We start from the raw sequence: 23,519 nt of genomic DNA, 5'->3' as shown, positions 1-23,519 counted from the left end.
ATCGGCGGCCTATCCGTCTCCCGTGTGTACGCTCGCCGTCGCGTGGCGCGTCTACGACGACGCCCCCGTGGTCGTCGCCGCGAACCGCGACGAAGCGACCGATCGCCCCGCGACGCCGCCGCACGTGTGGTCGGAGGCGTCCGACGCACGCATCCTCGCCCCGCGCGACGAGGAGGCCGGCGGCACTTGGACCGGCGTCACCGACGCGGGCTTCTACGTCGGGCTCACGAACCGCTGGAGCGACCTCGATCCCGGGCGCTCGCGGGGGCGCCTCGTCGTCGATGTCCTGCGCGCCGGCGACCCGGGACGCGCGCGCGCCCTCGTCGAACGCGAGGTGGCGACGCGCGACTACGCCGGGTTCAACATCGTGCTCGCGTCCGCCGAGCGCGCGTACCTGCTTCGATGGGACGGCGACCTCCGCGCGGACGCGCTCGAACCGGGCGTCACGGTCGTCACGACGACCGGCGCGCCCGACGCGACCGGTCGGCGCACACGGGTCCGCGAGGCGCTCACCCGCCGGCGTCCCGGCAGTGCCGCGGGGTTCCGCGGACGGGCGAAGCGCGTCCTCACGGCCGGCGGCGTCGGCGCGTGTCTCCACGGCCACGGCTACGGCACCCGCTCGTCCTCCGTGATCACCGTCGGCGACGCGATCCGCTACGAGTTCGCCGACGGCCCGCCGTGTCGCACGCCGTATCGAGACGCCGGCGGGTTCGCGCGATCGTGAGGGCGAACCGATGCCGGCAGTCGGGCGGTCGGACGGTCACATTTAAACCGCTCGCGGCCGGCGTATGCGAGTATGAGCGCCGAGGCAGAGGACCTCTCCGAGGACGAGGCGCGCGCCCTCGAACTGGTCCGCGAGCAGGGGCAGATCTACCAGAGCGAGTTCTGGAAGTCACTCGACGTCTCCTCGCGCAAGGGGAGTCGGATCGCGAAGAAACTCGAGGAGAAGGGGTACGTCGAGCGCGAGGACGCCGTCCACGCCGGGAACACGACCTACCTCATCAAGCCGATCATCAAGCCCGAGAACCTCGACTTCTCGCTGCTGATGGCCGGCGACATGCTCTCGCCGTTCGTCGGCGAAGAGGAGGTCGATCCGCGCAGCGACGCCTTCTCGCAGTGGATCATGAACCTCGTCTACGAGGACCCCGTGATCCCCGAGGAGGAGGCGGGCGCGCCGCCCGAAGAGCAGGGATAGCGCGACGGGATCCGGTCCGGTCCTGTCGTCGCCGTCGAGTCAGGGGGAGAGCCCCCAGAAGAACGCGATCCCGACCGTCGTGACCACGGAGAGGAGTAACTGGAGCGGGCCCCCCACGCGGGCGTAATCGGAGAACTTGTAGCCGCCGGGCCCGTAGACGAAGAGGTTCGTCTGGTAGCCGACGGGCGTCATGAAGGCCGTCGAGGCCGCGAACGTGACGGCGAGGACGAACGCGAACGGGTTTCCGCCGACTTCGTGGGCCGTCTCGACGGCGACGGGGATCATCAACACGACGCTGGCGTTGTTCGAGACGACGTTCGTCACGAGGCCCGTCACGATGTAGAACACCCAGAGGACGCCGATGACCGGGAGGTAGTTCCCCGAGAGGGCGACGAGCGCGCCGAGGAACGTCGCCGCGCCCGTCTGTTCGAGGGCGATGCCGAGCGGGATCACGCCGGCGAGCAGGAAGATGACGCTCCAGTCGACGCCCTCGTACATCTCGCCGGGCTTGATGACGCCGGTGACGGCCATGGCGACGACGCCCGCGAGCGCGGTCTGGACGATGCTGAAGTCGAGCGAACCGAACGCGTCGACGCCCGTGAGAGTCGCGACCGTCCCCCACGGGACACCGACGAGGCCGACGACGCCGAGGACGATGGCGACGGCCCACGGGATCTTCTCCGTCCGGTAGTTCGGCGTCTCGGACTCGTGTGCGACGATGAAGTCCGAGTTCGTCGAGAGCCGATCGATGCTGTCCGTGGGAGCCTGCACGAGGAGGGTGTCGCCCACGCGGAGCTCGACGTCGTCGAGGCGCGATCGGATCGTCTCGCCGCCGGACCGAAAGGCGAGGACGCTGGCGTCGTAGCGCTGGCGGAACGCGGAGGTGGTGAGCGTCTCTCCGAGGAGGCTCGATCCGGACTGGATGACGATCTCGACGAGCGTCTGTGCGTCCGGGTCCGCCTCCAGCTCCTCGTCGGTCGGCGGCGTCCCGACGAGGTCGAGCCCGTCGAGTTCGCGAAGCGACGCGAGCGTCTCGCGGTCCGTGCGGATGGTGAGGACGTCGCCGGAGCGGATGTGCTTGCTGGCGATCCCCTCGAAGTACGTCTCGCCGTCGCGGACGATCTGGAGGATGTCGGCGTCGAAGCGTGCCTCGTCGATGGCGTCCTGCACGGTCTGCCCGGCGATCGGGGCGTCGTCGCGGACGACGACCTCCGTGACGTAATCCTGTAGCTCGTACTCGCTGAGGTAGTCCTCGCGCGCCGGGACGCGCTCGGGGATCAGGCGGTGGCCGATCGTCATCAGGTAGGCCGTCCCGGCGACGAGCACGACGATCCCGAGCCCGGTGAAGGTGAACATCGAGAAACCGCGGCCGATGAGCCGCTCGGCGACGCTCGAAGCCAACAGGTTCGTCGACGTCCCGATGAGCGTGAGCATCCCGCCGAACATGGAGGCGTAGGAGAGCGGGAGGAGGAGCTTCGAGGGCGAGGTCTTGCCCTTGTGTGCGAGGTCGGAGATGACGGGCACGAGGATGGCGACGACGGGCGTGTTGTTGATGAACCCGGAGACCGGCCCCGCGACGCCGATCGTCGCGGCGAGCTGCTTCGGCTGGCTGTCGCCCGCGAACGCCGCCATCTTCCGCCCGATGATCTGGACGACGCCGGTGCGGTTGACGCCCGTCGAGAGGATGAGCATCGCCAGCACGGCGACGGTCGCCGTACTGGAGAACCCGGAGATGCCCTCGGCGACGGACACCTCCGTCCACGGCAGAACGGTGAGCAACACCATCACGAGGATCGCCGTGACGTCGATCGGCAGGAGCTCGGTGATAAAGAGGAAGAGCGCGAGCAGGACGACGCCGAACACGACGAGCATCTCCGTCGTGACTGGCGGCACGGACCCGGCTTGCGCTACGAGGGTCGTGATCGGCATACGGACGTGGTCGGCCGCCTCACTCAAAGCGGTTCCGGGTAGCGCCGACGGACGGGATCCAGTCCGGACGCGTCGCCCCCGATCGTGGTCGGCGCCGTCGACGCGCACCGGAACACACGCGTCGATCTCGAATCTGTCGCCGGCGATCGATCGGATCCGAACACACGCCGCAGAAACCCCCGCTCGACGAATTCGGGCGGTATTAGCCCAACAGCGCCGCCGCGTCGATGATCGTCTCCTCGCCGAACTTCGGCCCGACGAGCTGGAGCCCGACCGGGAGCCCCTCGTCCGATTCGCCGGCGGGAACGCTGATCGCCGGGAGGTTGGCGAGGTTCACCGGGACGGTGTTCGCGTCCATGAGGTACATCTGGAGCGGGTCGTCGACGCTCTCGCCGAGTTTCGGCGGGAGGACGGGCATCGTCGGCGTGGCGAGGACGTCGACGTCCGCGAAGGCCTCCCCGAAGTCCTGGCGGACCCACGCGCGGGCCTCCTGGGCCTGCTCGTAGTACTTGTCGTGGTAGCCCGCGGAGAGGGCGTACGTTCCGAGGAGGATGCGGCGCTTCACCTCGTCGCCGAGGTTCTCGGCGCGCGTCTCCGCGAACGACTCGTTCCAGTTGCCCTCGAAGCCGCCGGACTCGCCGTATCGGACGCCGTCGAAGCGCGCGAGGTTCGAGGAGGCCTCGCTCATCGCGATGACGTAGTAGGCGGCGACGCCGTACTCGACGGAGGGGAGGCTCACGTCCTCGACCTCGGCCCCGGCGTCGCGGTAGGCGTCCAGAGCGCCCTCGAAGACGCGGCGTACCTCGTCGTCCGCGCCCTCAACGAGCTCCGTCGGGACGCCGATCGTCAGGCCGTCGACGTCGCCGGTCGCGGCGGCCGCGTAGTCGCTCGACGCGCCCGCGTTGTGCGTCGTCGCGTCGTGCTCGTCGGGGCCGGCGATGACGTCGAGGAGCTCGGCCGCGCCCTCGACGGTCGGGGCGAGCGGCCCGATCTGTTCGAGGCTGTTCGCGTACGCGACGAGACCGTACCGGGAGACGAGCCCGTACGTCGGCTTGATGCCGACGACGCCGCAGAAGGCGGCGGGACAGCGGACGGAGCCGCCGGTGTCGCTCCCGAGGGCGTAATCGGCCTCGCCGGCGGCGACGGCCGCCGCGCTCCCCCCGGAGGAGCCGCCGGGGACGCGCTCCTCGTCGACGGGGTTCGCCGTCGCGCCGAACGCGGACGTCTCCGTCGTCGTCCCCATTCCGAACTCGTCCATGTTGGTCTTGCCGACGATGGTCGCGCCCGCGTCCGTCAGCCGCGAGACGACCGTCGCGTCGTAGGGGGGCACGTAGTCCGCGAGCATCTCGGAGCCGCAGGTGGTGCGGACGCCCTCGGTCGAGATGTTGTCCTTGACGGCGACCGTCGCGCCCGAGAGCGGCCCCTCAGCGGCGCCCTCGATCTCGACTCGGGTGACGAAGGCGTTGTGTGCGTCCGCCATCTACGACACCTTCGGCCCCTTGAAGAAGCCGTCCTCGGTCTCGGGGGCGTTCTCCAGCGCCGCCTCCTGATCGAGGCTCTCCGTGACCTCGTCGGGACGCATCACGTTCACGAGGTCGGGTTCGGCCTCGACGTCCGGGACCTCCTCTAAGGTCTCGAAGTGACCGAGGATCTCCGCGAACTGGTCCGCGTACCGTCCGACGTCGTCCTCGTCGAGGGCCACGCGGGCGAGGTCTGCGACGTGCCGAACCTCGTCGGCGTCGACGGTCGAATCGCTCATGGTCGCCCTGCGTCCCGCGTTCGTCTAAGCGTTTCGGAAGACGCGACGGGGGCAGTAGGGGCGATACGGACCGCGAACAGTCATCAAGCTTATGCCGCCGCCGCACGATACACTAGTGAATCACGGCCCGTTCGGCGGCGGGAGCCGAGTGCGACCAGTTCGATACCACCATGAGTAACTCACGTACACGACGACGGGAGCGACGGCCGACGCAATCGGACGAACAGGAGCGAGAACAGGAATCCGCAGCCGACGAGGAACTCGTCTGCCCGGAGTGCGGCGGGAACCTCGTCGTCGACGAGTCCCACGGCGAGACCGTCTGTGAGGAATGCGGCCTCGTCGTCGACGAGGACGAGATCGACCGGGGGCCGGAGTGGCGGGCGTTCAACAGCCAGGAGAAGGACCAGAAATCGCGCGTCGGAGCCCCGACGACGAACATGATGCACGACAAGGGGCTCTCGACCAACATCGGCTGGCAGAACAAGGACGCCTACGGCAACTCGCTGTCGAGCCGCCAGCGCCAGAAGATGCAGCGCCTGCGCACCTGGAACGAGCGCTTCCGCACGCGGGACTCGAAGGAGCGGAACCTGAAGCAGGCGCTCGGCGAGATCGAGCGCATGGCCAGCGCCCTCGGCCTCCCGAAGAACGTCCGGGAGACCGCGTCGGTCATCTATCGCCGCGCGCTCGACGAGGACCTCCTCCCCGGTCGCTCCATCGAGGGCGTCGCCACCGCCGCCCTCTACGCCGCCGCCCGACAGGCGAGCACGCCGCGCTCGCTCGACGAGGTGACGAACGTCTCGCGCGTCGAGAAGGACGAGATCGCGCGCACGTACCGGTACGTCGTCCGCGAGCTCAGCCTCGAGATCGCCCCCGCGGACCCGACGAGCTACGTCCCGCGCTTCGTCAGCGACCTCGGCCTCAGCGACGAGGTCGAACGCCAGGCCCGCGACCTCCTCGAATCCGCGAAGCGCGAGGGCATCTACTCCGGGAAATCGCCCGTCGGCCTCGCCGCCGCCGCCGTCTACGCCGCCGGCCTCCTCACGAACGACCGCGTCACGCAGAACCAGGTGAGCGAGGTGGCGAACATCTCCGAGGTCACGATCCGCAACCGCTACCACGAGCTCCTCGAAGCGCAGGACGACATCCCGGTCGAGGCGTAGGCCCGACGCGCCGACGGCGCGGTCCCTCTCTCCCCTCGTTTTCGCGTCGACAGACGTTAGGCCGACGCGCCGATGCGTGGTTCGTATGGAGACCACTCGCCACAACACCGCCACCGTCTACGTCGTCCATGACGGCGCGACGGCGCTCCACGAACACGACCGCCTCGGCCTCTGGCTGCCGCCGGGCGGCCACGTCGAGCGCGACGAACTCCCCCATCACGCCGGCGAGCGCGAGGTACGCGAGGAGACCGGCCTCGACCCGACGCTCCTGCTCGCAGACCCCGAGATCGAGACCGGGGTCGTGCGATCGCTCCCCCAGCCCGAACACCTGCTCTTGGAGGACATCCACGCCTACGAGGGCGGCGAGGTCGGCCACCAGCACGTCGACTTCGTCTACTTCGCCGCGGTCGACTCGCGGGCGATCGACCCGGACGGCGACGAGCGCGACCCCGAACACTGGGAGTGGTTCACGCCCGAACGGCTGCGCGAGGCGGACGTCGGCGACGAAGTCGAGACGATCGGGATCGAGGCGATCGAAGCCGTCGGCGAGCGCTAACGCCCCGTTCGGAGCTGCCCCTTCGCGTCCGTGAGCCAGCCGAGCGTCGCAGCGACGGCTACGTCGAAGGAGAGCACCAGGACGCCGATGGTGAGGACCGCGACGACGACCCGGTAGGGCGCGTCGACCGGGACGAGGGTCACCGAGAGGAAGCCCGCGACGACGCCGACAACCCCGAACAGCCGGTCCCAGACGCTCGTGCCAAACGAGTCGACGCGCGCGCCGACGGCGGCGTGGACGCAGCGCAGGAGGTAGGCACCGACGCCGTAGAGCGCGCCAAGCGCGACGGCGACGTAGAGCGACGGGAGGACGAGCGTGTAGAGGCCGGCGCCGACGGCGACGCCGGCGAAGAGGCCGAGGCCAACTGACGGGGCGTCGGTGCGGAAGACGTTCACGCCAGACGTGTCAGACCCGGCACGATAAAAACCCCCGCTCAGAGGAGTTCGCGCAGACGGTTTTTCACGCGGCGTTTCGCACCGCCGGCGGCCTGCCGGAAGCTGACGTGCCACGGCGTCCGACGGCCCTCGACGCTCGTGCGACCGTCGCGGATCGCGTCGAGTATCGCGTCGAGATCGGCGCGTTCGGCGTCGACGCGCGTCACCGCTTGACCGACCATCTCGGCGATGTGGGCGTCCGATCCGGCGGTCATCGGGAGGCCGTGCTCGCGGGCGAACGACTCGGCCTTCCGGTTCGCACGGCCGGTGAGGAGTCGGGAGTTGTACACCTCGATGGCGTCGGCCGAGGCGAGTTCGGCGTCGGTGACGCGTGCGGCGACGCCGCTGCGCGACCCCTGGAACGGGTGAGGGACGACGGCGATCCCGCCGGCGTCGCGGATGTGTTCGAGCGTCTCCGCGAAGGGGCGGCCGACCGGGACGGGCTCGCGGACGCCGAGCGCGAGGACGTGACCGGCCGCGCTCGTCACCTCCATGCCGGGGATCCCGACCAGCCCGTAGTCGGGGGCGAGCTCGGCCGCGCGGGCGCTCGCCTCGTACTCGTCGTGGTCGGTGACGGCGATCGCGTCGAGACCGACCGCCGCCGCCTGCTCTAGGAGCATCTCGACGGGATCGCGGCCGTCGTAAGAGTGCGACGAGTGGGTGTGGAGCTCGACCGACAGCACACGCGGCGCTTCGCGGCCGGCGGGCAAAAGCGCGCCGGTCCGAGGGACCGGAGGCGGACTCGCCGCCCCCGCCGCGCGCCGTCGCCACCGTCGAATATACACGACCGTGGATATAGAAACGCATAAATCCGGCCCGACGAACCATGGAGGTGAATGACTCTCGCCGAGTCGGACCGCGAGCGCGTCGTCGGGGAGCTGGGCCGCGACCCGACGCGCGCCGAGGCCGCGCTGTTCGAGAACCTCTGGAGTGAACACTGCGCCTATCGCTCCTCGCTGCCGCTGCTCTCCGCGTTCGACTCGGAGAGCGAGGACGTCGTCGTCGGTCCCGGCGACGACGCCGCGGTCGTCGAGGTGGGCGACGGGCTCTACGCCACGTTCGGCGTCGAGTCCCACAACCACCCCTCGTACGTCGACCCGTTCGACGGCGCGGCGACCGGCGTCGGCGGCATCGTCCGCGACACCCTCTCGATGGGCGCGTATCCGGTCGCGCTCGCCGACTGCCTCTACTTCGGCGGCTTCGAGCGCGAGCACTCGCGCTACCTCTTGGAGGGCGTCGTCGAGGGGATCAGCCACTACGGCAACGCGATCGGCGTCCCCACCGTCGGCGGGAGCACGGCCTTCCACGAGGGCTACGAGGGCAACCCGCTCGTGAACGTCGCCTGCGTCGGCCTCCTCACGCCCGACCGGCTCGTCACCGCGGAGGCCCAACGCCCCGGGAACCGCCTCGTGCTCGTCGGCAACAGCACGGGCCGCGACGGGCTCGGCGGTGCCTCCTTCGCCTCCGAGGACCTCGCGGAGGACGCCGAAACCGAGGACCGACCCGCAGTGCAGGTCGGCGACCCGTACGCGGAAAAACGCCTCATCGAGGCGAACGAGGAGCTGATCGACGCCGGTCTCGTCCAGTCCGCGCGCGATCTCGGTGCGGCCGGCCTCGGGGGCGCGTCCTCCGAGCTCGTCGCCAAGGGCCACCTCGGGTGCGAGATCGACCTGAACGCCGTCCACCAGCGCGAACCCGGGATGAACGCCACCGAGATCCTGCTCGCCGAGTCCCAAGAGCGGATGGTGTACGAGGTCGCCCCGGAGAACGTCGACGCCGTCCGCGAGGTCGCCGCGAAGTTCGACCTCGGCTGCTCGGACATCGGCGAGGTGACCGGCGACGGGCAGTACGTCTGCGGGTTCGACGGCGACGTCGTCGTCGACGCCCCCGCGGAGTTCCTCGCGGACGGCGCGCCGCTCAACGACCTGCCGATGACGGAGCCCGAGACGCCCGCGACCGACTACGACCTCCCTGCCCTCGACGAGGCGTTCGAGACCGTCGTCGCCAACCCGAACACCGCCTCGAAGCGGTGGGTATACCGGCAGTACGACCACGAGGTCGGCGCGCGTACCGCCGTTCGGCCGGGCGAGGACGGCGCGGTGCTCGCGCTCCACGAGCTCGCCGACGCGGCGGGGGGTGCCATGGCGACGTCGAACGGCGACGGCCGCGAAGACGGGGATACCGGCGGTGACGTCGCCGACGCCCCCGGGCTGGCGCTCGCCGCCGGCGCGAACCCGAACTGGACCGCCTGCGAACCCTACGCGGGCGCGTACGCCACCGCGGTCGAGAACGCGACGAACCTCGCGGCGGTCGGCGCCGACCCCGTCGCCGCGGTCGACTGCCTCAACGGTGGTAATCCGGAGAAGCCCGACGTGTACGGCGGCTTCGGCGCGATCGTCGACGGGCTCGCAGACGGCTGCCGCGACCTCTCCGTCCCCGTCGTCGGCGGGAACGTCTCGCTCTACAACGACAGCGAGGCGGGCCCGATCCCCCCGACGCCGACGCTCGCCATGCTGGGCACGACCGACGGCGTCGACGCCCCCGGGAGCGCACTCGCGGGCGACGGCACGCTCCTCCTCGTCGGCGACCACGACGAGACGCTCGGGGGCTCCGAGCTCCTCGCCGAGTTCGGCGGGAGCGACGCCTTCCCGGACGTCTCGGAGAACGCGGGCGACGTCGTGGCGACGCTCGGCGCCGTCGCGGGCGACGACACGACGACGGCCGTCCACGACGTCAGCGACGGCGGCCTCGCCGTCACGCTCGCGGAGACGATCACTGCCGACGCGGGTGCGGACGTCTCCGCGCCGTCGACGGAGGCGCTCTTCTCCGAGGCGCCCGGACGGGCCGTGATCGAGACGACCGATCCCGAGGGCGTGAAGGCCGCCTTCGACGGCGTCGCGACGGTCGTCGAACTCGGTGCGAGCGACGCGAGCGGGACGCTGACGCTCACCACCGGCGACGAGACCGCCGCCTACGACCACGCGGAGATCGTCGCGTTCCGCGAGACGATCGCGGCCGCGATGGACTGAGCTATCCGAGGAGCGGGAGGACGAACGTGACGACCGCGCCGACGACGAAGGCCGCCGCGCCGTAGGCGACCTGTCTCGTCGTGAACGACTGCATCGGTGACGTGGTTCGTCCCTCGTGTGTCGTGTCCATGCCCGCGTATTCTGTGGCGCGGTACTTTCGGATTTCGGTCGCTCCACAGGACGTATGTCACGCCCCGTCGAGTGTCGTCACGTATGCCCTCCAGACGCGCGATCCTCGCGGCGGCCGGCGCGAGCGCGTTCGGCACTCTCGCCGGCTGTGGCGGACGCGATGCGAGCGAGGAGACGGCGACGAACCCGACGACCGCCGCGAACGAGACGAGCACCACGACCGCGCCGGCCGATCACGAACCGTTCCCCCCGGACGCGACGTCGTTCGAGGCGGATCTCGTCCGCGGCGTCACGGTCGACCACCCGCCGCGGTTCGCGGCGACGCTGACGAACGAGGGGAACAAGGCCTTCACCGTCATGTGCGGGTTCGCGCCGCCGTTCTCGGTGACGACGCTCGACGCCGTCGACGGGGACGCGTCGCTCTTCTGCTATCCCGTGGCTCCGGAGGCCCGCCAGCACGTGCGCGCCGTCGCGCGGTTCGGGGAGAACGCGACGGACGCCCCCGATCTCCCGCCCGAGAGCCGCGCCGACGAGTGTTGGCGCGTCACCGGAAGCTACGCGACGGACGACGTCGCGTACGCACGGACGCTCGCCGCGGGCGAGTCGCTGCGCGTCGCCTACGACGTCTACACGTACGGCGACGGCCCGTGTCTCCCGGACGGCGACTACCGCGCGACGAGCGGCGCGTCGGCGTTCCCGGGGACGAGCGCGGACGGGCCCGAGACGAAGTGGACGTACGGCGTGACGTTCGCGTGCCGCGACGGCTCCGTGACGGGCGTCACGGGGAGCGGCGTCCGCGAGGTCGCGCTCACGGACGAGTAGAGTCGAGGAGTCGGACACCTTTTCAGGGGGTGGCTGCCTATCACGGGTATGACCCTCACGAAGCGCGTCATCCCCTGTATCGACGTCGACCTCGACGAGAACGGGGACGCGGCCGTCTACACGGGCGTGAACTTCGAGGACCTCGAGTACACCGGCGACCCGGTCGAACTCGCCAAGAAGTACAACGAGGCCGGCGCGGACGAGTTCGTCTTCCTCGACATCACGGCGAGCGCCGACGGACGCGAGACGATGCTCTCCGTCGTCGAGGACGTCGCGGACGAGGTGTTCATCCCCCTCACCGTGGGCGGGGGCATCCGGGACACCGACGACATCAAGGAGACGCTGCGCGCCGGCGCCGACAAGGTCTCGATCAACACGGGCGCGCTCGAACGACCCGCGCTCATCACGGAAGGCGCGAAGGCCTTCGGGAGCCAGTGCATCGTCATCAGCGTCGACGCGCGTCGGCGCTTCGACGAGGGCGGCGAACACTACGTCGACGTCGACGGCGAGTCCTGCTGGTTCGAGTGTACCGTCAAGGGCGGGCGCGAAGGCACCGGCATCGACGTCGTCGAGTGGGCCGCCGAAGCCGAGGAGCGGGGCGCGGGCGAACTCTTCGTCAACTCCATCGACGCCGACGGCACGAAGGACGGCTACGATCTCCCGCTCACGGGCGCCGTCTGCGACGCCGTCTCGACGCCCGTCATCGCCTCCTCCGGCTGCGGGGAACCGAAGCACATGTTAGAGGCCTTCGAGTCGGGCGCGGACGCCGCGCTCGCCGCCTCCATCTTCCACTTCGAGGAGTACACCATCGGAGAAGTCAAGGCGTATCTCGACGAGCGCGGCGTGCCGGTGCGGCTGTAGTCGGCGTTTCGTCTAGCGGGCGTTCTCGAAGGCGGTTCGGAACTCGTTCATCTGCTCGCCGACGAGCGCGGCGCCCTCTTCGAGGCAGTCGAGCGGCTTCGCGCCCTCGGTCTTCAGCGTGAGGACGGGCTCGGTCTGACCGCCGGACTGCTCGGGGTTCTGGTCGTACGTCGCGGCCGCGACGTCGTCGAGTTCGAGGAGCGCTCCCTTCAGCACGTTCATGAAGGTGTGGTCCTCGTTCGCGATCTCGATTGTGAGCTCTGTGTCCTGCTGCTCGATGACCCGGAGATCCATGCGTACACCTTGGTTCTACGGCGTTTGAACGTTGCGGTCGCGCCCGTCTCGATCCCGCCGACGTTTAAGGGCACGCGGGGCGAGCGATCCCACATGCTCTCGTCCGTCCTCCTCGCCGGCGGCGCCGGCGCGCTCTGCTGCTGGCTCCTCGTCGTCGCGGTCGTCGCGTTCGGCGGCGTTCGCGCGGGGACGGCGCTCCGGGTCGGTCTCCCGCTCGGCCCGCTCGTCGGGCTCGGCTGTGCGACCGCGCTCGGTCTCCCGCCCGCGGACGCGCTCGCCCCCGCCGTGCTCTCGGGAACGCTCGTCTCGCTCGCCTGCGTCCGCGCCCTCGACGGCGTCGGCGACGAGTGGGGTCGTCGCCTCCGCGCGCGCTTTCTCTTCGGCGTCCCGTGGGGGACGCTCGTCGTCGTCGCGGGGATCGCGGGCTTCTACCTGTTCGTCCAGCAGGGATGGATGCACCCGAACGACCCGCTCTCGCTGCCCTTCACGTCGTGGTCGTATCTCTACCCGCTGGGCGTCCTCACCGCGCCGTTCGCACACGCGGGCCTCTCGCACGTCACGGGCAACCTCCTCGGGACGCTCGTCTACGCGCCGCTCGCGGAGTACGCGTGGAGTCACTATCCGACGCGGCGCGGCGAATCGACGTTCGGCTCGCTTCGGACGAACCCGCTCGCGCGGATCGGCGCGTTCGTCCTCGCCGTCGCGGTCGTCGCCGTCTTGACGAGCGCGCTCGCGTGGGGCCCGATCGTCGGATTCTCGGGCGTCGTCTTCGCCTTCGGCGCGTTCGCGCTCACGCGCTACCCCGTGGGGACCGTCGTCGCCAGCGCCGCGAGCGGCTTCGCGTCCACGTTCTACTACGCGCTTCGCGATCCCGTCGTCGTCGCGTCCGCGGGCCCCTCCTACGGTGGCCCGTGGTGGGCGGGAGTCGCCGTGCAGGGCCACGCCGTCGGCGTCCTCGTGGGCGTGCTCCTCGGCGCGCTCCTCGTCGCCGCGCGCGACGAACGCCCGAGCGCCCTCCGACTCTGGGGCGCGGCGATCGTCTACGCCGCGAGCGTCCCGCTCTACGCCGTCTGGTGGTATCGAGGTCCCTCGACGTACGTGCTCTATCGCGGCCTTGGCGTCCTCCTCGTCGTCGCGCTCGGCCTCTTCGTCGCCGCCGGCGTCCGCGCCCGCTCCCGGCCGCTCCTCGACCGCGTCGACACCGGCCTGACGCGGCGGCAGGTCGCCACCCTCTGTCTCCTGTTTCCCCTCCTCGTCACCCTCGCGGTCGCCGTCCCGACCAACCTCGCCGCCGTCTCGTCCGGCGGGGGCGAGAGCGCGGCCGCGAACGCCGTCCACGTCGAGGGGTACACCGTCACCTACGCGGAGGACGTCCGGAACGAACGCGTCGGCGCGTTCGACGTCGAGCTGTTGAACGAGTCGACGAGCGTGAACGCGAGCGGCGTCATCGTCTCGAACCCCGAGCGCGCCATCTGGACGCAGGCGATCTCGGCCGGCACGCTCGCGTACTCGGGCCGCGAGTCGGTCCGCGTCGGGGGCGTCGGCTGGAGCGACACCGTCGCGGCGACGCGATCCGGGTGGGTCCCGACGGGCGCGTCGCCCGTCTACCGTGTCTCGCTCGTCGGCCCCGACGGCGAGCGGTCGCTCGCCTACACCTCGCCGAACGCGACCGCATCGCCCGTGATCGACGGGCGGAACGTCACCGTCGCCAACACCGCCGACGGATTCAGCGTCGTCGTCACGCACGCGAACGAGACGCTCGGCCGCGCGCCGCTCCCCACGGACAACGGGACGGCGACCGCCGGCGGCCTCGGCTTCGGGCGCGTGGGGAACACGCTCGTCGCCGCGCGCAACGGGACGCGCGTCACCGTGGCGACCCGCGAGACCTACTCGTAGGGCCACTCGATTCGATACACCTCGACGTCGAGCGTCTCGCGCTCGCGCGTGTGAAAGTCGAACTGCCGCGCGACGTCGAACGCCGCCGCGAAGGCGTCGGTCACCGCGCCCTCCCGGTCGGCGGCGAACGACTCCACGAAGTCGCGGCTCCCGGCGTTGTGAATCGACCACGAGACGGCGGCGAGGTCGGCGGCCGCGGCGAGGAACCGCCGATCCGCGTGCCGGTTCCCGCGCTGCGCGCCGAAGGGCGGGTTCATCACGACCGTCGGGGCGTCGGCGAAGGTCAGCGGCGGATCGGTCGCGTCCCCGCGCACCCACGATACCGGGACGGCGGGCGCGACGCGCCGCTCGTTCTCGCGCGCGGTCGCCAGCGCGTCGCCGTCGACGTCGAGGCCGACGACGCGCCGCGGTGAGCGACACGCCGCACCGAGCGCCAACATCCCCGTCCCGGTGCCGAGGTCGAGGACGTCGCGGTCGAGGTCGCCGCGGAGGTCCGCGGCGTGGAGGACGTGCGCCGCGAGCTCCGCCGGCGTCGGATACTGCTCGCGGGCGACGTCCGGGTCGTCGAACCCCGCGACGGCCGCGAGTCGCCGTTCGAGGGCGCGCTTCATGGCCGGAGACAGGACCGCGAGCGGAAAAGCCGCGTCGATCGCCGTCACGCCTCGTGCGAGCGGTACCACGTGTGGACGATCGCGCCGACGCCGATACTGCTGACGACGAAGCTGACGAGGCCGCCGACGGCCGGGAGGGCCGCGACGACCGCCGCGAACGCGGCGCCGACGAGGAGGTGTCCCCATCGCGTCGTCTCCCAGCCGAAGCCGTCGGCGGCCCGCCCGCCGACGTAGACGTAGACGAGCACGTTCCCGACGTAGTAGACGGCGGCGCCGACGACGAGCAGCGGGACGACGACGATGATGCCGACGATCGTGAGCACGAGCAGGACCGCCACGCAGACGAACACGACGAGCGTCCCGATCCCCCAGAGGAACGACGGGACGGGCTCGTCCGCCACGACGTCCACGAGCCGCTCGACGCGCTCGCCGGCGAACGCGAGCATGAGCGCGCCGATGAGCATCGTCCCGAGGAAGGCACCCGCGGCGCGACCGCCGACGCCAAGCGCCTGTTGGACGCCGTACGGGTCGACCTGCTGGAGGGGAACGAAGAGGGGGTCCATGCCCGTCGAAGGACGCCCGAGGACAAAGCCGTTGTGTGGCCGCCGCTCCAGCCCCGGAGAGGGGCGGAGAGGAGAACGTGCGACGCGACGGCGCGAGTCGCACCGCCCCTGAGTACCAAGAACGTGGCGCGTGCACGGAACACGACGCGTGCACCGAGGCCGCGCGTCGCGCCTCGCTATCGCTCGGCGTCCGCGCCGATGTCGCGCGCCGCGAGCGCGGCGGACACGCCGCGTATATCCCACGCTCTCAAGCGATCTCTCTCGCTATGAAACCGCGCCGTCCGCTCCCGCTCGCAGTACCGCGGTTCCTACGGAACCGCGCTCACCACGTCCCGTGGAAGGTGTCGAACTCCATCTCGTCGAGGGGCTTGTTGCCGACGGCGCACTCGTACTCGCCGGGCGTCAACATCGGCTTGTGGAATTGCGGGCCGTCGTCGGTCGTGATGCGCGGGCAACCCGTGTTGACGAAGGCGTCCATGTCGAAGTTCCGCAGGCGATCCGGAGTGACCTCGTCCATCGTGATGAGGTAGGCGTCGTCGTTGTTCTCGACGATCTCGTTCGCCTGCTCCCAGCGCCCCTGTCCGATCTTCGTGCAGAAGATGACGCCCCACTTCTCGGCGTCCATCGCCTTGTGGACCGACGCGTAGCGCTGTTTCATGAACTGCTCGTGGTCGGCGATCGTCACCACGTTGTTCACGGGATCGGCGATGACGACGTTCTTCTCGGGATGCTCCATGGCGAGCCCGACCGGGTGGAACTTCCCGCCGCCGACGTAGAGCACCTGATCGGCGTCGATGTCGGCGGAGGCGTAGTTACACCCGAGGACTTGGCCCTCGTTGGTGAGGCGCTCGTCGCCGCGGCGCGTGTGAACGGTGAAGCCGCGCTCTTCGAGCCACTCGCGCATCTCCTCGAACTTGTTCATGTGCTGGGCGGTCGTGACGAGGCCGACGTCCCCAGTTTCGAGCTCCTCGGTGGCGTCCTCCATGATCGGCGTCACCTCGACGTTCGAGAACAGCGGGACGTAGATGATCTTCTCCGAGTCCTTCATCGGGGAGTGCCCGAAGTGGACGAAGACGTCCGTCCGGCGCATCATGTACGTGTCGAGGTCGCACGCGCCGTAACAGGGCTTCCCGGAGATCATCACGCGGACGCCGTCGGGGAGGAGTTCGCGCAGGTCGTCCGCGACGTGGGGCGCGCGGCGCTTGAGTCCCTCGGGGAACTGCATCCCGACCTTCTCGGCGTCGCGCTCCTCGACGGCCTCGACGATCCGTTCGAGTTCGTAATCCCACGTCCGGTCGTGTCGCAGCGACAGCCCCGTGTTCCGGAGGTCGCCCGCCGACCGCTCGTCCTGACTCATTGGCCACTCGTACTGTATCTGGCCGTATAACCTCGGCGTTTCACGGGGTGCGCGCCGCGTGCCACGCCTCCGCGCACCGCGTGCGAGCGGTGCCGCCGCCGTCGCATGCCCACGAGTCGCACACGCCTGCTGCAGACAGCACCCTTTTCAGTGACATGCTGTATGTACCCCTCGTGTCCGAACGTCAGCACTCGCAGAGCGGGGCGGATCGCGTCGGTGAGACGGGTCACTCCGCAGTGAACCGCCGGACCTTCCTCGGCGTGGCCGGTGCCGCGGCGACGACCGCGATGGCCGGCTGCAGCGGGATGGGAGGGAACAGCGGCGACGGCACGCCGACCCTCCGCGTGACCGCGTGGAGCGGGAACTACGGCGAGCGGTTCACGCAGGCGATCAAGCCCATCTTCGAGTCGCGCTTCGACGCAACGCTGGAGGTGAACACCGGGTGGAACAGCCTCCTGGCGAAGATCCAATCCGCACCGCCGGACGACCCGCCGTTCGACGTCACGGTGACGTGCGAGCCCATCTACTACAACGGGCGGAACGCGGACCTCTTCGAGCCGTTGCGCTACGACGAGAACATCCCGAACATCGACGGCGTCTACGACTACTACAAGGATGTCCGGCCGATCTCGCACGGCGCCCCCGTCGACGGCGCGCCCCTCACGATCCTCTACCGGGACGGCCTCGATCAGCCCGTGGAGACGTGGGGCGACTTCACGAGCGAGACGGTGACGAACTCCGCTGGCGTCGGCGTCGACTCCGGCTTCTGGATCTACCCGCTGCTCGGCGCCGCGGTCGGCACGGACGCCGCGCCGGGCGCGGGCGAGCTCTACGAGGAGCAGTACCACGACACCCTCATGGACACGCTGGAGACGTGGCCGATCACCGGGTGGGCCTCCTCCGGCACCGACGTCTGGCAGCAGTTCCAGAACGGCATCATCGACGCCGCGCAGTGGTACTTCGGACAGGTCTACTACGACATGGAGAACCACGAGGGCATCTCGTTCTCCATGCCGGAGGCGAACGCCGGCTACATGGACAACTGGGCGGTCGTCCGCGGGACGGACAAGCGCACGCTCGGCGAGGAGTTCATCAACATGCTCCTCGATCCCGAGGTGCAGAGCAAGTGGTCCGAGGACCACCCGCTCTTCTTCACGACGGAGGGGATGTCGTACGCGGGCGACCTCGGCGACTACCTCCCGACGACCGCCGAGGAGGCCGAGCAGATGGCCCTCCCGCGCTGGGACGACGTCGCGCCCTACTCCGAGACGTTCTCGAACAAGTTCAAGCAGATGAAGACCCAGGGCTGATGGCCTCCGTCACCCTCAGCGGCCTCCGCAAGGAGTACGGCGACCTCACGGCCGTGGACGGCCTCTCGCTCGACGTCGACGACGGCGAGCTCCTCTGTCTGCTCGGCCCGTCGGGCTGCGGGAAGTCCACGACGCTGCGCATGCTCGGCGGCCTCGAAACGCCGACGGACGGCGACGTCCACATCGGTGGCGAGCCGGTGACCGACCAACCGCCGTACGAGCGGAACACGTCGATGGTGTTCCAGTCGTGGGCGCTCTTCCCGCACAAGACGGTCCTGGAGAACGTCGCCTTCGGCCTGAAGATGGACGGCGTGAGCGAGGACGAGCGCCGCGAGCGCGCCCGCGAGATGCTCGACGTCGTCGAGATGGGCGGGTTCGAGGACCACGACCCGACCGACCTCTCCGGCGGGCAGAAACAGCGCGTCGCGCTCGCGCGATCGCTCGCCATCGAACCCGACGTCCTCCTGCTCGACGAGCCCCTCTCGAACCTCGATAAGCGCCTGCGCGAGCAGATGCAACTCGAACTGCGGAACATCCACGACGCGGTGGAGACGACGTTCGTCCACGTCACGCACGACCAGAACGAGGCGTTCACGCTCGCGGACAGCATCGCCATCATGAACGACGGACAGATCGAGCAGGTCGGCGCGCCCCGCGAGGTCTACGACGACCCCGTGAGCCTGTTCATCGAGGAGTTCCTCGGCGACACGAACCTCATCGAGGCGACCGTCACCGAGACCACCGAGACGGGCGTCGTCGCGGACGTCGCGCTCGGGACCGCGGTCGAACTCCCGACGGGCGACGCGTCGGTCGCCGTGGGCGACGACCTCACCGTCTCCTTCCGCCCGGAGGAACTCGACGTCGAGCGCGCCGACGCGGCCGCCGACGGGTCCCCGTCGATCACCGGCGAGATCACGGACGTCCTCTATCGCGGATCCACGGTCCGCTTCTACGTCGAGAGCGCCGGCGAGTACCTCTTCTTCGAGCAGAGCGTCGGCGCGGACTCCGACTTCGCGGTCGGCGACGCGGTCACGGTGTCGTGGGACCCCGCGGATCTCCTCGCGTTCGCCGCCGACGGCGACCGGGTCGGCGGGGGTGGTGCGTAGTGTCGGAGTCGACCTTCGCGTGGCTCGGCGAGCGGATCAAGCGTCGGGACGCGGGGAGCGTCTTCCTCATCGCGCCGCTGGCCGCGTTCGAGCTCGTCTTCTTCGTCGTGCCGTTCCTCATCCTCGTGCGGATGAGCCTGAACGCGAACGCCGATCCGGGGTTCTACCAGCCGGCGTGGACGCTGGAGGCCTATCGGGCCGTCCTCGCCTCCGGGCTCTACCGGGACCTCGTCGTGTTCTCCTTCGAGCTCGGCGTGATCGCCACCGTGATCGCCGTCTCGCTCGCGCTGTTCTACGCGTACGCCGCCTACCGGGCGACGGGCCTCCGCAAGTCGCTCCTCCTCTTCTCGATCATCCTTCCCCTGCTCACGACGCTCGTCGTGAAGACGTACGCGTGGCGGCCGCTCCTCGCGCCCAACGGCGTCCTCAACGACGTGCTCGTGGGCGCCGGCTTGATCGGAAGCCCGATCCAGTTCGCGCCCGGGATCGTCGGCACGGTGATCGGGCAGGTGTACATCGTCTTCCCGTACGCCGTCCTCTCGATCTACAGCGTCCTCTCGACGCTGGACTGGGACACCGTCGAGGCCGCCCGCGACCTCGGCGCGTCGCGCCCGCGGTCGTTCCTCGAAGTCGTCGTCCCCGAGGCGCTCCCCGGCATCGCGGTCGCCACCGTCGTCTCGTTCGCGTGGAGCGTCGGCGCGTACGCGGCGCCCAGCCAGCTGGGGTCGGGCGCGCAGACGACGTTCGCCATGGAGATAGAGAGCCTGATGCTCACGCAGTTCGACTACCCGACGGGCGCGGCGTTCAGCCTCCTGATGCTCGCGGCGATGCTCGTCGTCTCGCTCGGCGTGATGCGCCTCCTCACCGGATCCATCGGGGGTGTCGAGGGTGTCTGAGGTCGAGCTGACGCGCGAGCGCGTCGAGGACGCGCTCTTCCGCGCGGGCTACTGGCTCCTGTTCGGGATCGTCATGCTCCCCATCGTCGTCGTCTTCGCCACGTCCTTCCAGCAGGGGGAGTATCTCACCTTCCCCCCGGAGGGGGTCAGCCTCCGGTGGTACGCGCAGTTCTTCGCCAGCGCGGAGTGGCTGAGCGCCGTCCGCGACAGCGTCGTCATCGGCGTCGGCGCGGCCGTGCTCTCCACCGCCCTCGGCGTGACGGGGTCGCTCGCCGTCCAGCGCTCGGACTCGACGCTGGCGCGCGTCCTCCCGCCCGTCATCCTCCTCCCGCTCCTCCTCCCACCCGTCGTCATCGGGCTGACGCTCCTCATCTACTTCAACCGCGTCGGCTTCGGGAGCACCTACCTCACGATCGTCATCGCGCACGCGCTGTGGGCGACGCCGCTCGTCTTCTTCGTGATGCAGTCGGTCTTCGCCCGCTTCGACTGGGACCTGCGCGACGCCGGCATGGACCTCGGGGCGCGACCGAGTCGCGTCTTCTACCACGTCGTCCTGCCGAACGTCCGGAGCGGGGTCGTCATCTCCGCCGTCGTGGCGTTCATCGTCAGCCTCCAGGAGTTCATCATGGCGCTGTTCCTCAAGAGCTACGAGGTACAGACCGTTCCCGTCCTCGCGTGGACGTCGCTCCAGTCGTCGCTGACCCCGCTCGTCAGCGTCGTCTCGGCGTTCCTGGTCGGGGTCTCCATCCTCGGCGTCCTCGTCTCCGCGGCGCTGATGAACATCGAGTGGCTCGCCGAACAGCTCTAGTCCGGCGGGCCGGCGCTCTTCGAGGAGCGCGTGAGCGCGCTCGAAGGCGAAGTACTCGGCAGCCCGTCCGAACGACCGAAGGCGCCGACGCGCCTCTCGCTTCCGGCGTTCCGTGACGACGGCTCCCGGGACGCGTACGACGCGGCGACCGACTGGCGCCGCCGGTCGCAACCCTTAGGATCGGGGCATACACAGAGTCGTCTATGGAGAGCGATTGGGGCGACTGGCTGCCGCAGGCCGTCGCCGACGCCGACCCCGATGGCGTCGACGTCTGGTATCTCGGCTGTAACGGCTTCGTGCTGAAGGCGAGCGACGGAACGACGGTCTTCGTCGACCCCTACTTGGGCACGGGCGATCCGCCGCGCACCGTGCGGATGATCCCCGTCCCCTTCGATCCGGAGGACGTCGTCGCCGCCGACGCCGTGTTGGCGACGCACGAACACACCGATCACGTCCACGGGCCGAGTCAGGCCCCGATCCTCGAAACGACGGGGGCGACCTTCTACGGCCCCGACGACTCGCTCGCCGTCGCCGAGGACGAGGAGTGGGCGGTCGAGTACGGCGTCGCCGACGACCAGTTCGCCGAGGTGGCGGAGGGCGACACCGTCGAGGTCGGTTCGTTCACCGTCCACGTCGTCGAGACGCACGACCCGGACGCAACGCATCCGGTCGGCTACGTCTTCGAGCACGACGCCGGGACGTTCTTCCACGCCGGCGACAGCAAACCCAGCGATTCCTTCGCCGACCTCGCCGGGCGCTTCGACATCGACGCGGGCGCGCTCGCCTTCGGCACCGTCGGGAACGTCCCCGATAAGGAGACCGGCGAACCGAAGCGCACCCGCTGGTACAACGACGAGAACCAGATCGTCGAGTGCGCCAGCGACCTCGAACTCGACCGGCTCGTCCCCACGCACTACGACATGTGGCGGGGCCTCACCGCGGATCCGACGGTCCTCCACCACCACGCGAAGAGCTTCGCGTACCCCGCCGAGCTCGAACTCGTCGAGATCGGCGATCGCTTCTCGCTCTGACGGGGCTCCCTGCGACGCATCCTCACGAAACACAAAAGCCCCCGCGTCCCGTTCGTCCGACACCGATGGAGCCAGTCACCGTCGCCGTCCCGCGCAAGGGTCGCCCGCTCGAAGCCGTCCTCGACCGGCTCGCGGGCCATCCTGACGCCCGACGGGTCGTCGACGACGTGACCGAGACGCTCCGCCACGAGAAGGCCGTCACGAAGGGGAACGCGACGGCCGCCGCGGGGGTCTACGAGCGCCTCGCGGCGTACAGCGATCCCGACGACCCCTACCGACCCGACTACACCCTCCTGCGCGACGACCGCGAGGGCAAACCCCGACGCGTCGTCTTCGACACCCTCACGCTCGACGTCGCGGGCGTTCCGGTCCAGCTCGTCGGCCGGGAGGAGCCCTTCCGCGCCCTGCGCAAACACGAGTTCGCACTCGGCTTCGACAGCGCCGATCTCGTCTTGGAGGAAGTCGTCGGCCTCCGGGGCGAGCCCCTCGCCACCATCGCGGACGTCAACGAACGCATCGACCCGCAGGACACCGACGTCCGCGTCGTCACCGGGATCGGTGACACCGTATACCACACGCTGATGGGCGATACGGAGGCACTCGACGTCGACGCCTTCGACCGGTCGTTCCTCGAAGCCTACGAGGGCCCGCTCTGCATCTCGCCGCGCTACGAACGCCTCGTCGAGGCCGTCGTCGGCCTCGAAGCCCTCGCAGGCGTCGACTTCGTCTATCCAGCCGACGGGGAAGAAGAGGAGGCCGCCATCGCGGACGTCGGTCTCGGCGTCTACCTCACGGTCACCGGGTCGACCGCGCGCGAGCACGGCCTCACGCTCGGCGAGCGGCTCTTCCCGAGCGAAACCGTCCTGATGGAGAACGCGAGCGAGGTGCGCGAGCTGACTGAGAACGGCGACGCGATCGAACGCGTCCGCAACGCCGTCGCGGAGGGCGTCGACACCGAGCTGCCCGTCGCCTGATCCGCGGGACGAAACGCTATACGTCACGAACCCCTTCGAAGGCCTATGTCTACACTCCGATTGGACCTCCACGTCCACTCGGACGGTTCCTACGACGGCCACGAGCCCGTCGAGCTGCTCTTAGAACACGCCGCCGATATCGGGCTCGACGGGATCGTCGTCACCGATCACGACGAGATCGACGCGTCGCTGCGCGCGGCGCGCCTCGCGTCCGACTACGGCCTCGTCGGCGTCCCCGGCGTCGAGGTGTCGACGAAGCACGGGCACCTGCTCGCGATCGGCGTGGAGGAACCGCCCGACCCCGGCATGGGATACCGCGAGACCGCCGCGACGGTCAGAGACGCCGGGGGCGTCGTCATCGCACCCCACCCCTTCCAGCGCTCGCGCCACGGAGTCCGACGCCGGCACCTCACGCCGCGGGACGGCGAGCACCCCGTCGACGCGATCGAGGTCTACAACTCGATGCTATTCACGGGATACCGGAACCGCCGCGCGCGGCGCTTCGCACGCTCGCAGGGCCTCCCCGGCGTCGGGTCGAGTGACGCACACTACCTCATGAACCTCGGGCGGGCGTACACGACCGTCGAGATACCCGGCCCGGACGCGCCCGCGAACGTCGACTACGGCGACGTCGTCGCCGCGATCCGCGACGGCGCGACGGGCGTCGAGGGCGGACGGACGCCGGTCCGGCGGAGCGCGAGCCAATACGCGAAGGGAGCGGTCCGCAAGAGCGTCTTCGCGGCGACGTCGTACGCGCCCTTCGTGTCCGCGTACCCCGTCTCGATGCGGGACTGACGCC

The 23,519-nt window shown here is 70.0% G+C and carries 25 protein-coding genes; 15 read left to right on the top strand and 10 right to left on the bottom strand.

Going from position 1 to position 23,519, the window contains the following annotated elements; all coding sequences use genetic code 11:
• The first annotated feature begins 22 nt into the window (after positions 1-22).
• Positions 23-724: an NRDE family protein gene (locus IEX91_RS08750; RefSeq protein ID WP_188878379.1), complete on the top strand. Its 702-nt coding sequence runs from the start codon at positions 23-25 to the stop codon at positions 722-724.
• A gap of 72 nt (positions 725-796) precedes the next feature.
• A complete protein-coding gene (locus IEX91_RS08745; RefSeq protein ID WP_188878377.1) occupies positions 797-1,195 on the top strand; it encodes a helix-turn-helix transcriptional regulator in 399 nt (132 codons plus the stop codon).
• Positions 1,196-1,234: 39 nt separating this feature from the next.
• Here IEX91_RS08745 and IEX91_RS08740 read toward each other — a convergent pair whose 3' ends face one another.
• The 3 genes from IEX91_RS08740 to gatC all read right to left on the bottom strand — a co-directional run bounded on the left by IEX91_RS08740 (position 1,235) and on the right by gatC (position 4,883).
• Complete coding sequence (locus IEX91_RS08740) at positions 1,235-3,124, bottom strand: SLC13 family permease (RefSeq protein WP_188878375.1); 1,890 nt, start codon at positions 3,122-3,124, stop codon at positions 1,235-1,237.
• Between the two features lie 202 nt (positions 3,125-3,326).
• On the bottom strand, positions 3,327-4,604 hold the full coding sequence (gene gatA / locus IEX91_RS08735) for an Asp-tRNA(Asn)/Glu-tRNA(Gln) amidotransferase subunit GatA (RefSeq protein WP_188878374.1): 1,278 nt from the start codon (positions 4,602-4,604) through the stop codon (positions 3,327-3,329).
• Entirely contained in the window at positions 4,605-4,883 is a 279-nt protein-coding gene (gene gatC, locus IEX91_RS08730) for an Asp-tRNA(Asn)/Glu-tRNA(Gln) amidotransferase subunit GatC (RefSeq protein ID WP_188878373.1), read from the bottom strand.
• A 170-nt stretch (positions 4,884-5,053) separates the two neighbouring features.
• Here gatC and IEX91_RS08725 point away from each other — a divergent pair, with 170 nt between their 5' ends.
• Complete coding sequence (locus tag IEX91_RS08725) at positions 5,054-6,043, top strand: transcription initiation factor IIB (protein ID WP_188878372.1); 990 nt, start codon at positions 5,054-5,056, stop codon at positions 6,041-6,043.
• A gap of 85 nt (positions 6,044-6,128) precedes the next feature.
• Positions 6,129-6,599: an NUDIX hydrolase gene (locus tag IEX91_RS08720; protein ID WP_188878371.1), complete on the top strand. Its 471-nt coding sequence runs from the start codon at positions 6,129-6,131 to the stop codon at positions 6,597-6,599.
• Here the strand turns inward: IEX91_RS08720 and IEX91_RS08715 are convergent.
• Entirely contained in the window at positions 6,596-6,994 is a 399-nt protein-coding gene (locus IEX91_RS08715) for a hypothetical protein (protein ID WP_188878369.1), read from the bottom strand. The genes IEX91_RS08720 and IEX91_RS08715 overlap by 4 nt on opposite strands.
• Before the next feature lie 38 nt (positions 6,995-7,032).
• Positions 7,033-7,716, bottom strand: coding sequence for a PHP domain-containing protein (locus tag IEX91_RS08710; protein WP_188878368.1), 684 nt, complete (start codon positions 7,714-7,716; stop codon positions 7,033-7,035).
• A 153-nt stretch (positions 7,717-7,869) separates the two neighbouring features.
• Between IEX91_RS08710 and purL the strand changes: the two genes are divergently transcribed.
• A complete protein-coding gene (gene purL, locus IEX91_RS08705) occupies positions 7,870-10,062 on the top strand; it encodes a phosphoribosylformylglycinamidine synthase subunit PurL (protein WP_188878366.1) in 2,193 nt (730 codons plus the stop codon).
• A gap of 1 nt (position 10,063) precedes the next feature.
• Here the strand turns inward: purL and IEX91_RS16510 are convergent, their stop codons facing one another.
• Positions 10,064-10,225 carry a DUF7550 family protein gene (locus IEX91_RS16510; protein WP_425350994.1) on the bottom strand — a complete coding sequence of 54 codons (162 nt, stop codon included), beginning with the start codon at positions 10,223-10,225 and terminating at the stop codon, positions 10,064-10,066.
• A 50-nt stretch (positions 10,226-10,275) separates the two neighbouring features.
• Here IEX91_RS16510 and IEX91_RS08700 point away from each other — a divergent pair, with 50 nt between their 5' ends.
• Together IEX91_RS08700 and hisF are read left to right on the top strand one after the other, a co-directional pair.
• Positions 10,276-11,013, top strand: a complete 738-nt coding sequence (locus IEX91_RS08700; RefSeq protein WP_188878364.1) for a hypothetical protein — start codon at positions 10,276-10,278, stop codon at positions 11,011-11,013.
• 48 nt (positions 11,014-11,061) lie between these two features.
• Positions 11,062-11,874 (top strand): imidazole glycerol phosphate synthase subunit HisF, encoded by an 813-nt coding sequence (hisF, locus tag IEX91_RS08695; protein ID WP_188878362.1) that lies wholly within the window; start codon positions 11,062-11,064, stop codon positions 11,872-11,874.
• 12 nt (positions 11,875-11,886) lie between these two features.
• Here hisF and IEX91_RS08690 read toward each other — a convergent pair whose 3' ends face one another.
• Positions 11,887-12,168 carry a DNA-directed RNA polymerase subunit L gene (locus IEX91_RS08690; RefSeq protein WP_188878361.1) on the bottom strand — a complete coding sequence of 94 codons (282 nt, stop codon included), beginning with the start codon at positions 12,166-12,168 and terminating at the stop codon, positions 11,887-11,889.
• Positions 12,169-12,261: 93 nt separating this feature from the next.
• Here IEX91_RS08690 and IEX91_RS08685 point away from each other — a divergent pair, with 93 nt between their 5' ends.
• Positions 12,262-14,064, top strand: a complete 1,803-nt coding sequence (locus IEX91_RS08685) for a rhomboid family intramembrane serine protease (protein ID WP_188878359.1) — start codon at positions 12,262-12,264, stop codon at positions 14,062-14,064.
• On the opposite strand, the gene IEX91_RS08680 is transcribed toward IEX91_RS08685, so the two are convergent.
• From IEX91_RS08680 to dph2, 3 genes are all read right to left on the bottom strand, one after another.
• Positions 14,055-14,675: an METTL5 family protein gene (locus IEX91_RS08680; RefSeq protein WP_188878358.1), complete on the bottom strand. Its 621-nt coding sequence runs from the start codon at positions 14,673-14,675 to the stop codon at positions 14,055-14,057. The genes IEX91_RS08685 and IEX91_RS08680 overlap by 10 nt on opposite strands.
• A gap of 44 nt (positions 14,676-14,719) precedes the next feature.
• Positions 14,720-15,238, bottom strand: a complete 519-nt coding sequence (locus tag IEX91_RS08675; protein ID WP_188878357.1) for a hypothetical protein — start codon at positions 15,236-15,238, stop codon at positions 14,720-14,722.
• 322 nt (positions 15,239-15,560) lie between these two features.
• The gene (gene dph2 / locus IEX91_RS08670; protein ID WP_188878355.1) at positions 15,561-16,595 is read right to left on the bottom strand and encodes a diphthamide biosynthesis enzyme Dph2; all 1,035 of its coding nucleotides are present in this window, start codon (positions 16,593-16,595) and stop codon (positions 15,561-15,563) included.
• Between the two features lie 173 nt (positions 16,596-16,768).
• On the opposite strand from dph2, the gene IEX91_RS08665 reads away from it, so the two are divergent.
• The 7 genes from IEX91_RS08665 (at position 16,769) to IEX91_RS08635 (ending at position 23,515) form a co-directional block, all read left to right on the top strand.
• Complete coding sequence (locus tag IEX91_RS08665; RefSeq protein ID WP_188878354.1) at positions 16,769-17,905, top strand: ABC transporter substrate-binding protein; 1,137 nt, start codon at positions 16,769-16,771, stop codon at positions 17,903-17,905.
• A complete protein-coding gene (locus tag IEX91_RS08660) occupies positions 17,905-19,011 on the top strand; it encodes an ABC transporter ATP-binding protein (protein WP_188878353.1) in 1,107 nt (368 codons plus the stop codon). The genes IEX91_RS08665 and IEX91_RS08660 overlap by 1 nt, the downstream gene beginning before the upstream one ends.
• On the top strand, positions 19,011-19,907 hold the full coding sequence (locus tag IEX91_RS08655; RefSeq protein WP_229772833.1) for an ABC transporter permease: 897 nt from the start codon (positions 19,011-19,013) through the stop codon (positions 19,905-19,907). Before IEX91_RS08660 ends, IEX91_RS08655 begins: the two co-directional genes overlap by 1 nt.
• Positions 19,900-20,715, top strand: coding sequence for an ABC transporter permease (locus IEX91_RS08650; RefSeq protein ID WP_229772832.1), 816 nt, complete (start codon positions 19,900-19,902; stop codon positions 20,713-20,715). The genes IEX91_RS08655 and IEX91_RS08650 overlap by 8 nt, the downstream gene beginning before the upstream one ends.
• Positions 20,716-20,918: 203 nt before the next feature.
• Entirely contained in the window at positions 20,919-21,746 is an 828-nt protein-coding gene (locus IEX91_RS08645) for an MBL fold metallo-hydrolase (protein ID WP_188878351.1), read from the top strand.
• Between the two features lie 65 nt (positions 21,747-21,811).
• Positions 21,812-22,720, top strand: a complete 909-nt coding sequence (locus IEX91_RS08640) for a hypothetical protein (RefSeq protein WP_188878350.1) — start codon at positions 21,812-21,814, stop codon at positions 22,718-22,720.
• A 45-nt stretch (positions 22,721-22,765) separates the two neighbouring features.
• Positions 22,766-23,515, top strand: coding sequence for a CehA/McbA family metallohydrolase (locus IEX91_RS08635; RefSeq protein WP_188878349.1), 750 nt, complete (start codon positions 22,766-22,768; stop codon positions 23,513-23,515).
• Positions 23,516-23,519 lie beyond the last annotated feature (4 nt).

Origin of the sequence: Halarchaeum nitratireducens (assembly GCF_014647155.1) — an archaeon.
Taxonomy (GTDB): domain Archaea; phylum Halobacteriota; class Halobacteria; order Halobacteriales; family Halobacteriaceae; genus Halarchaeum; species Halarchaeum nitratireducens.
Note: the sequence above shows the minus strand (reverse complement) of the source record. Positions and strands in the feature narration are given on the sequence as shown.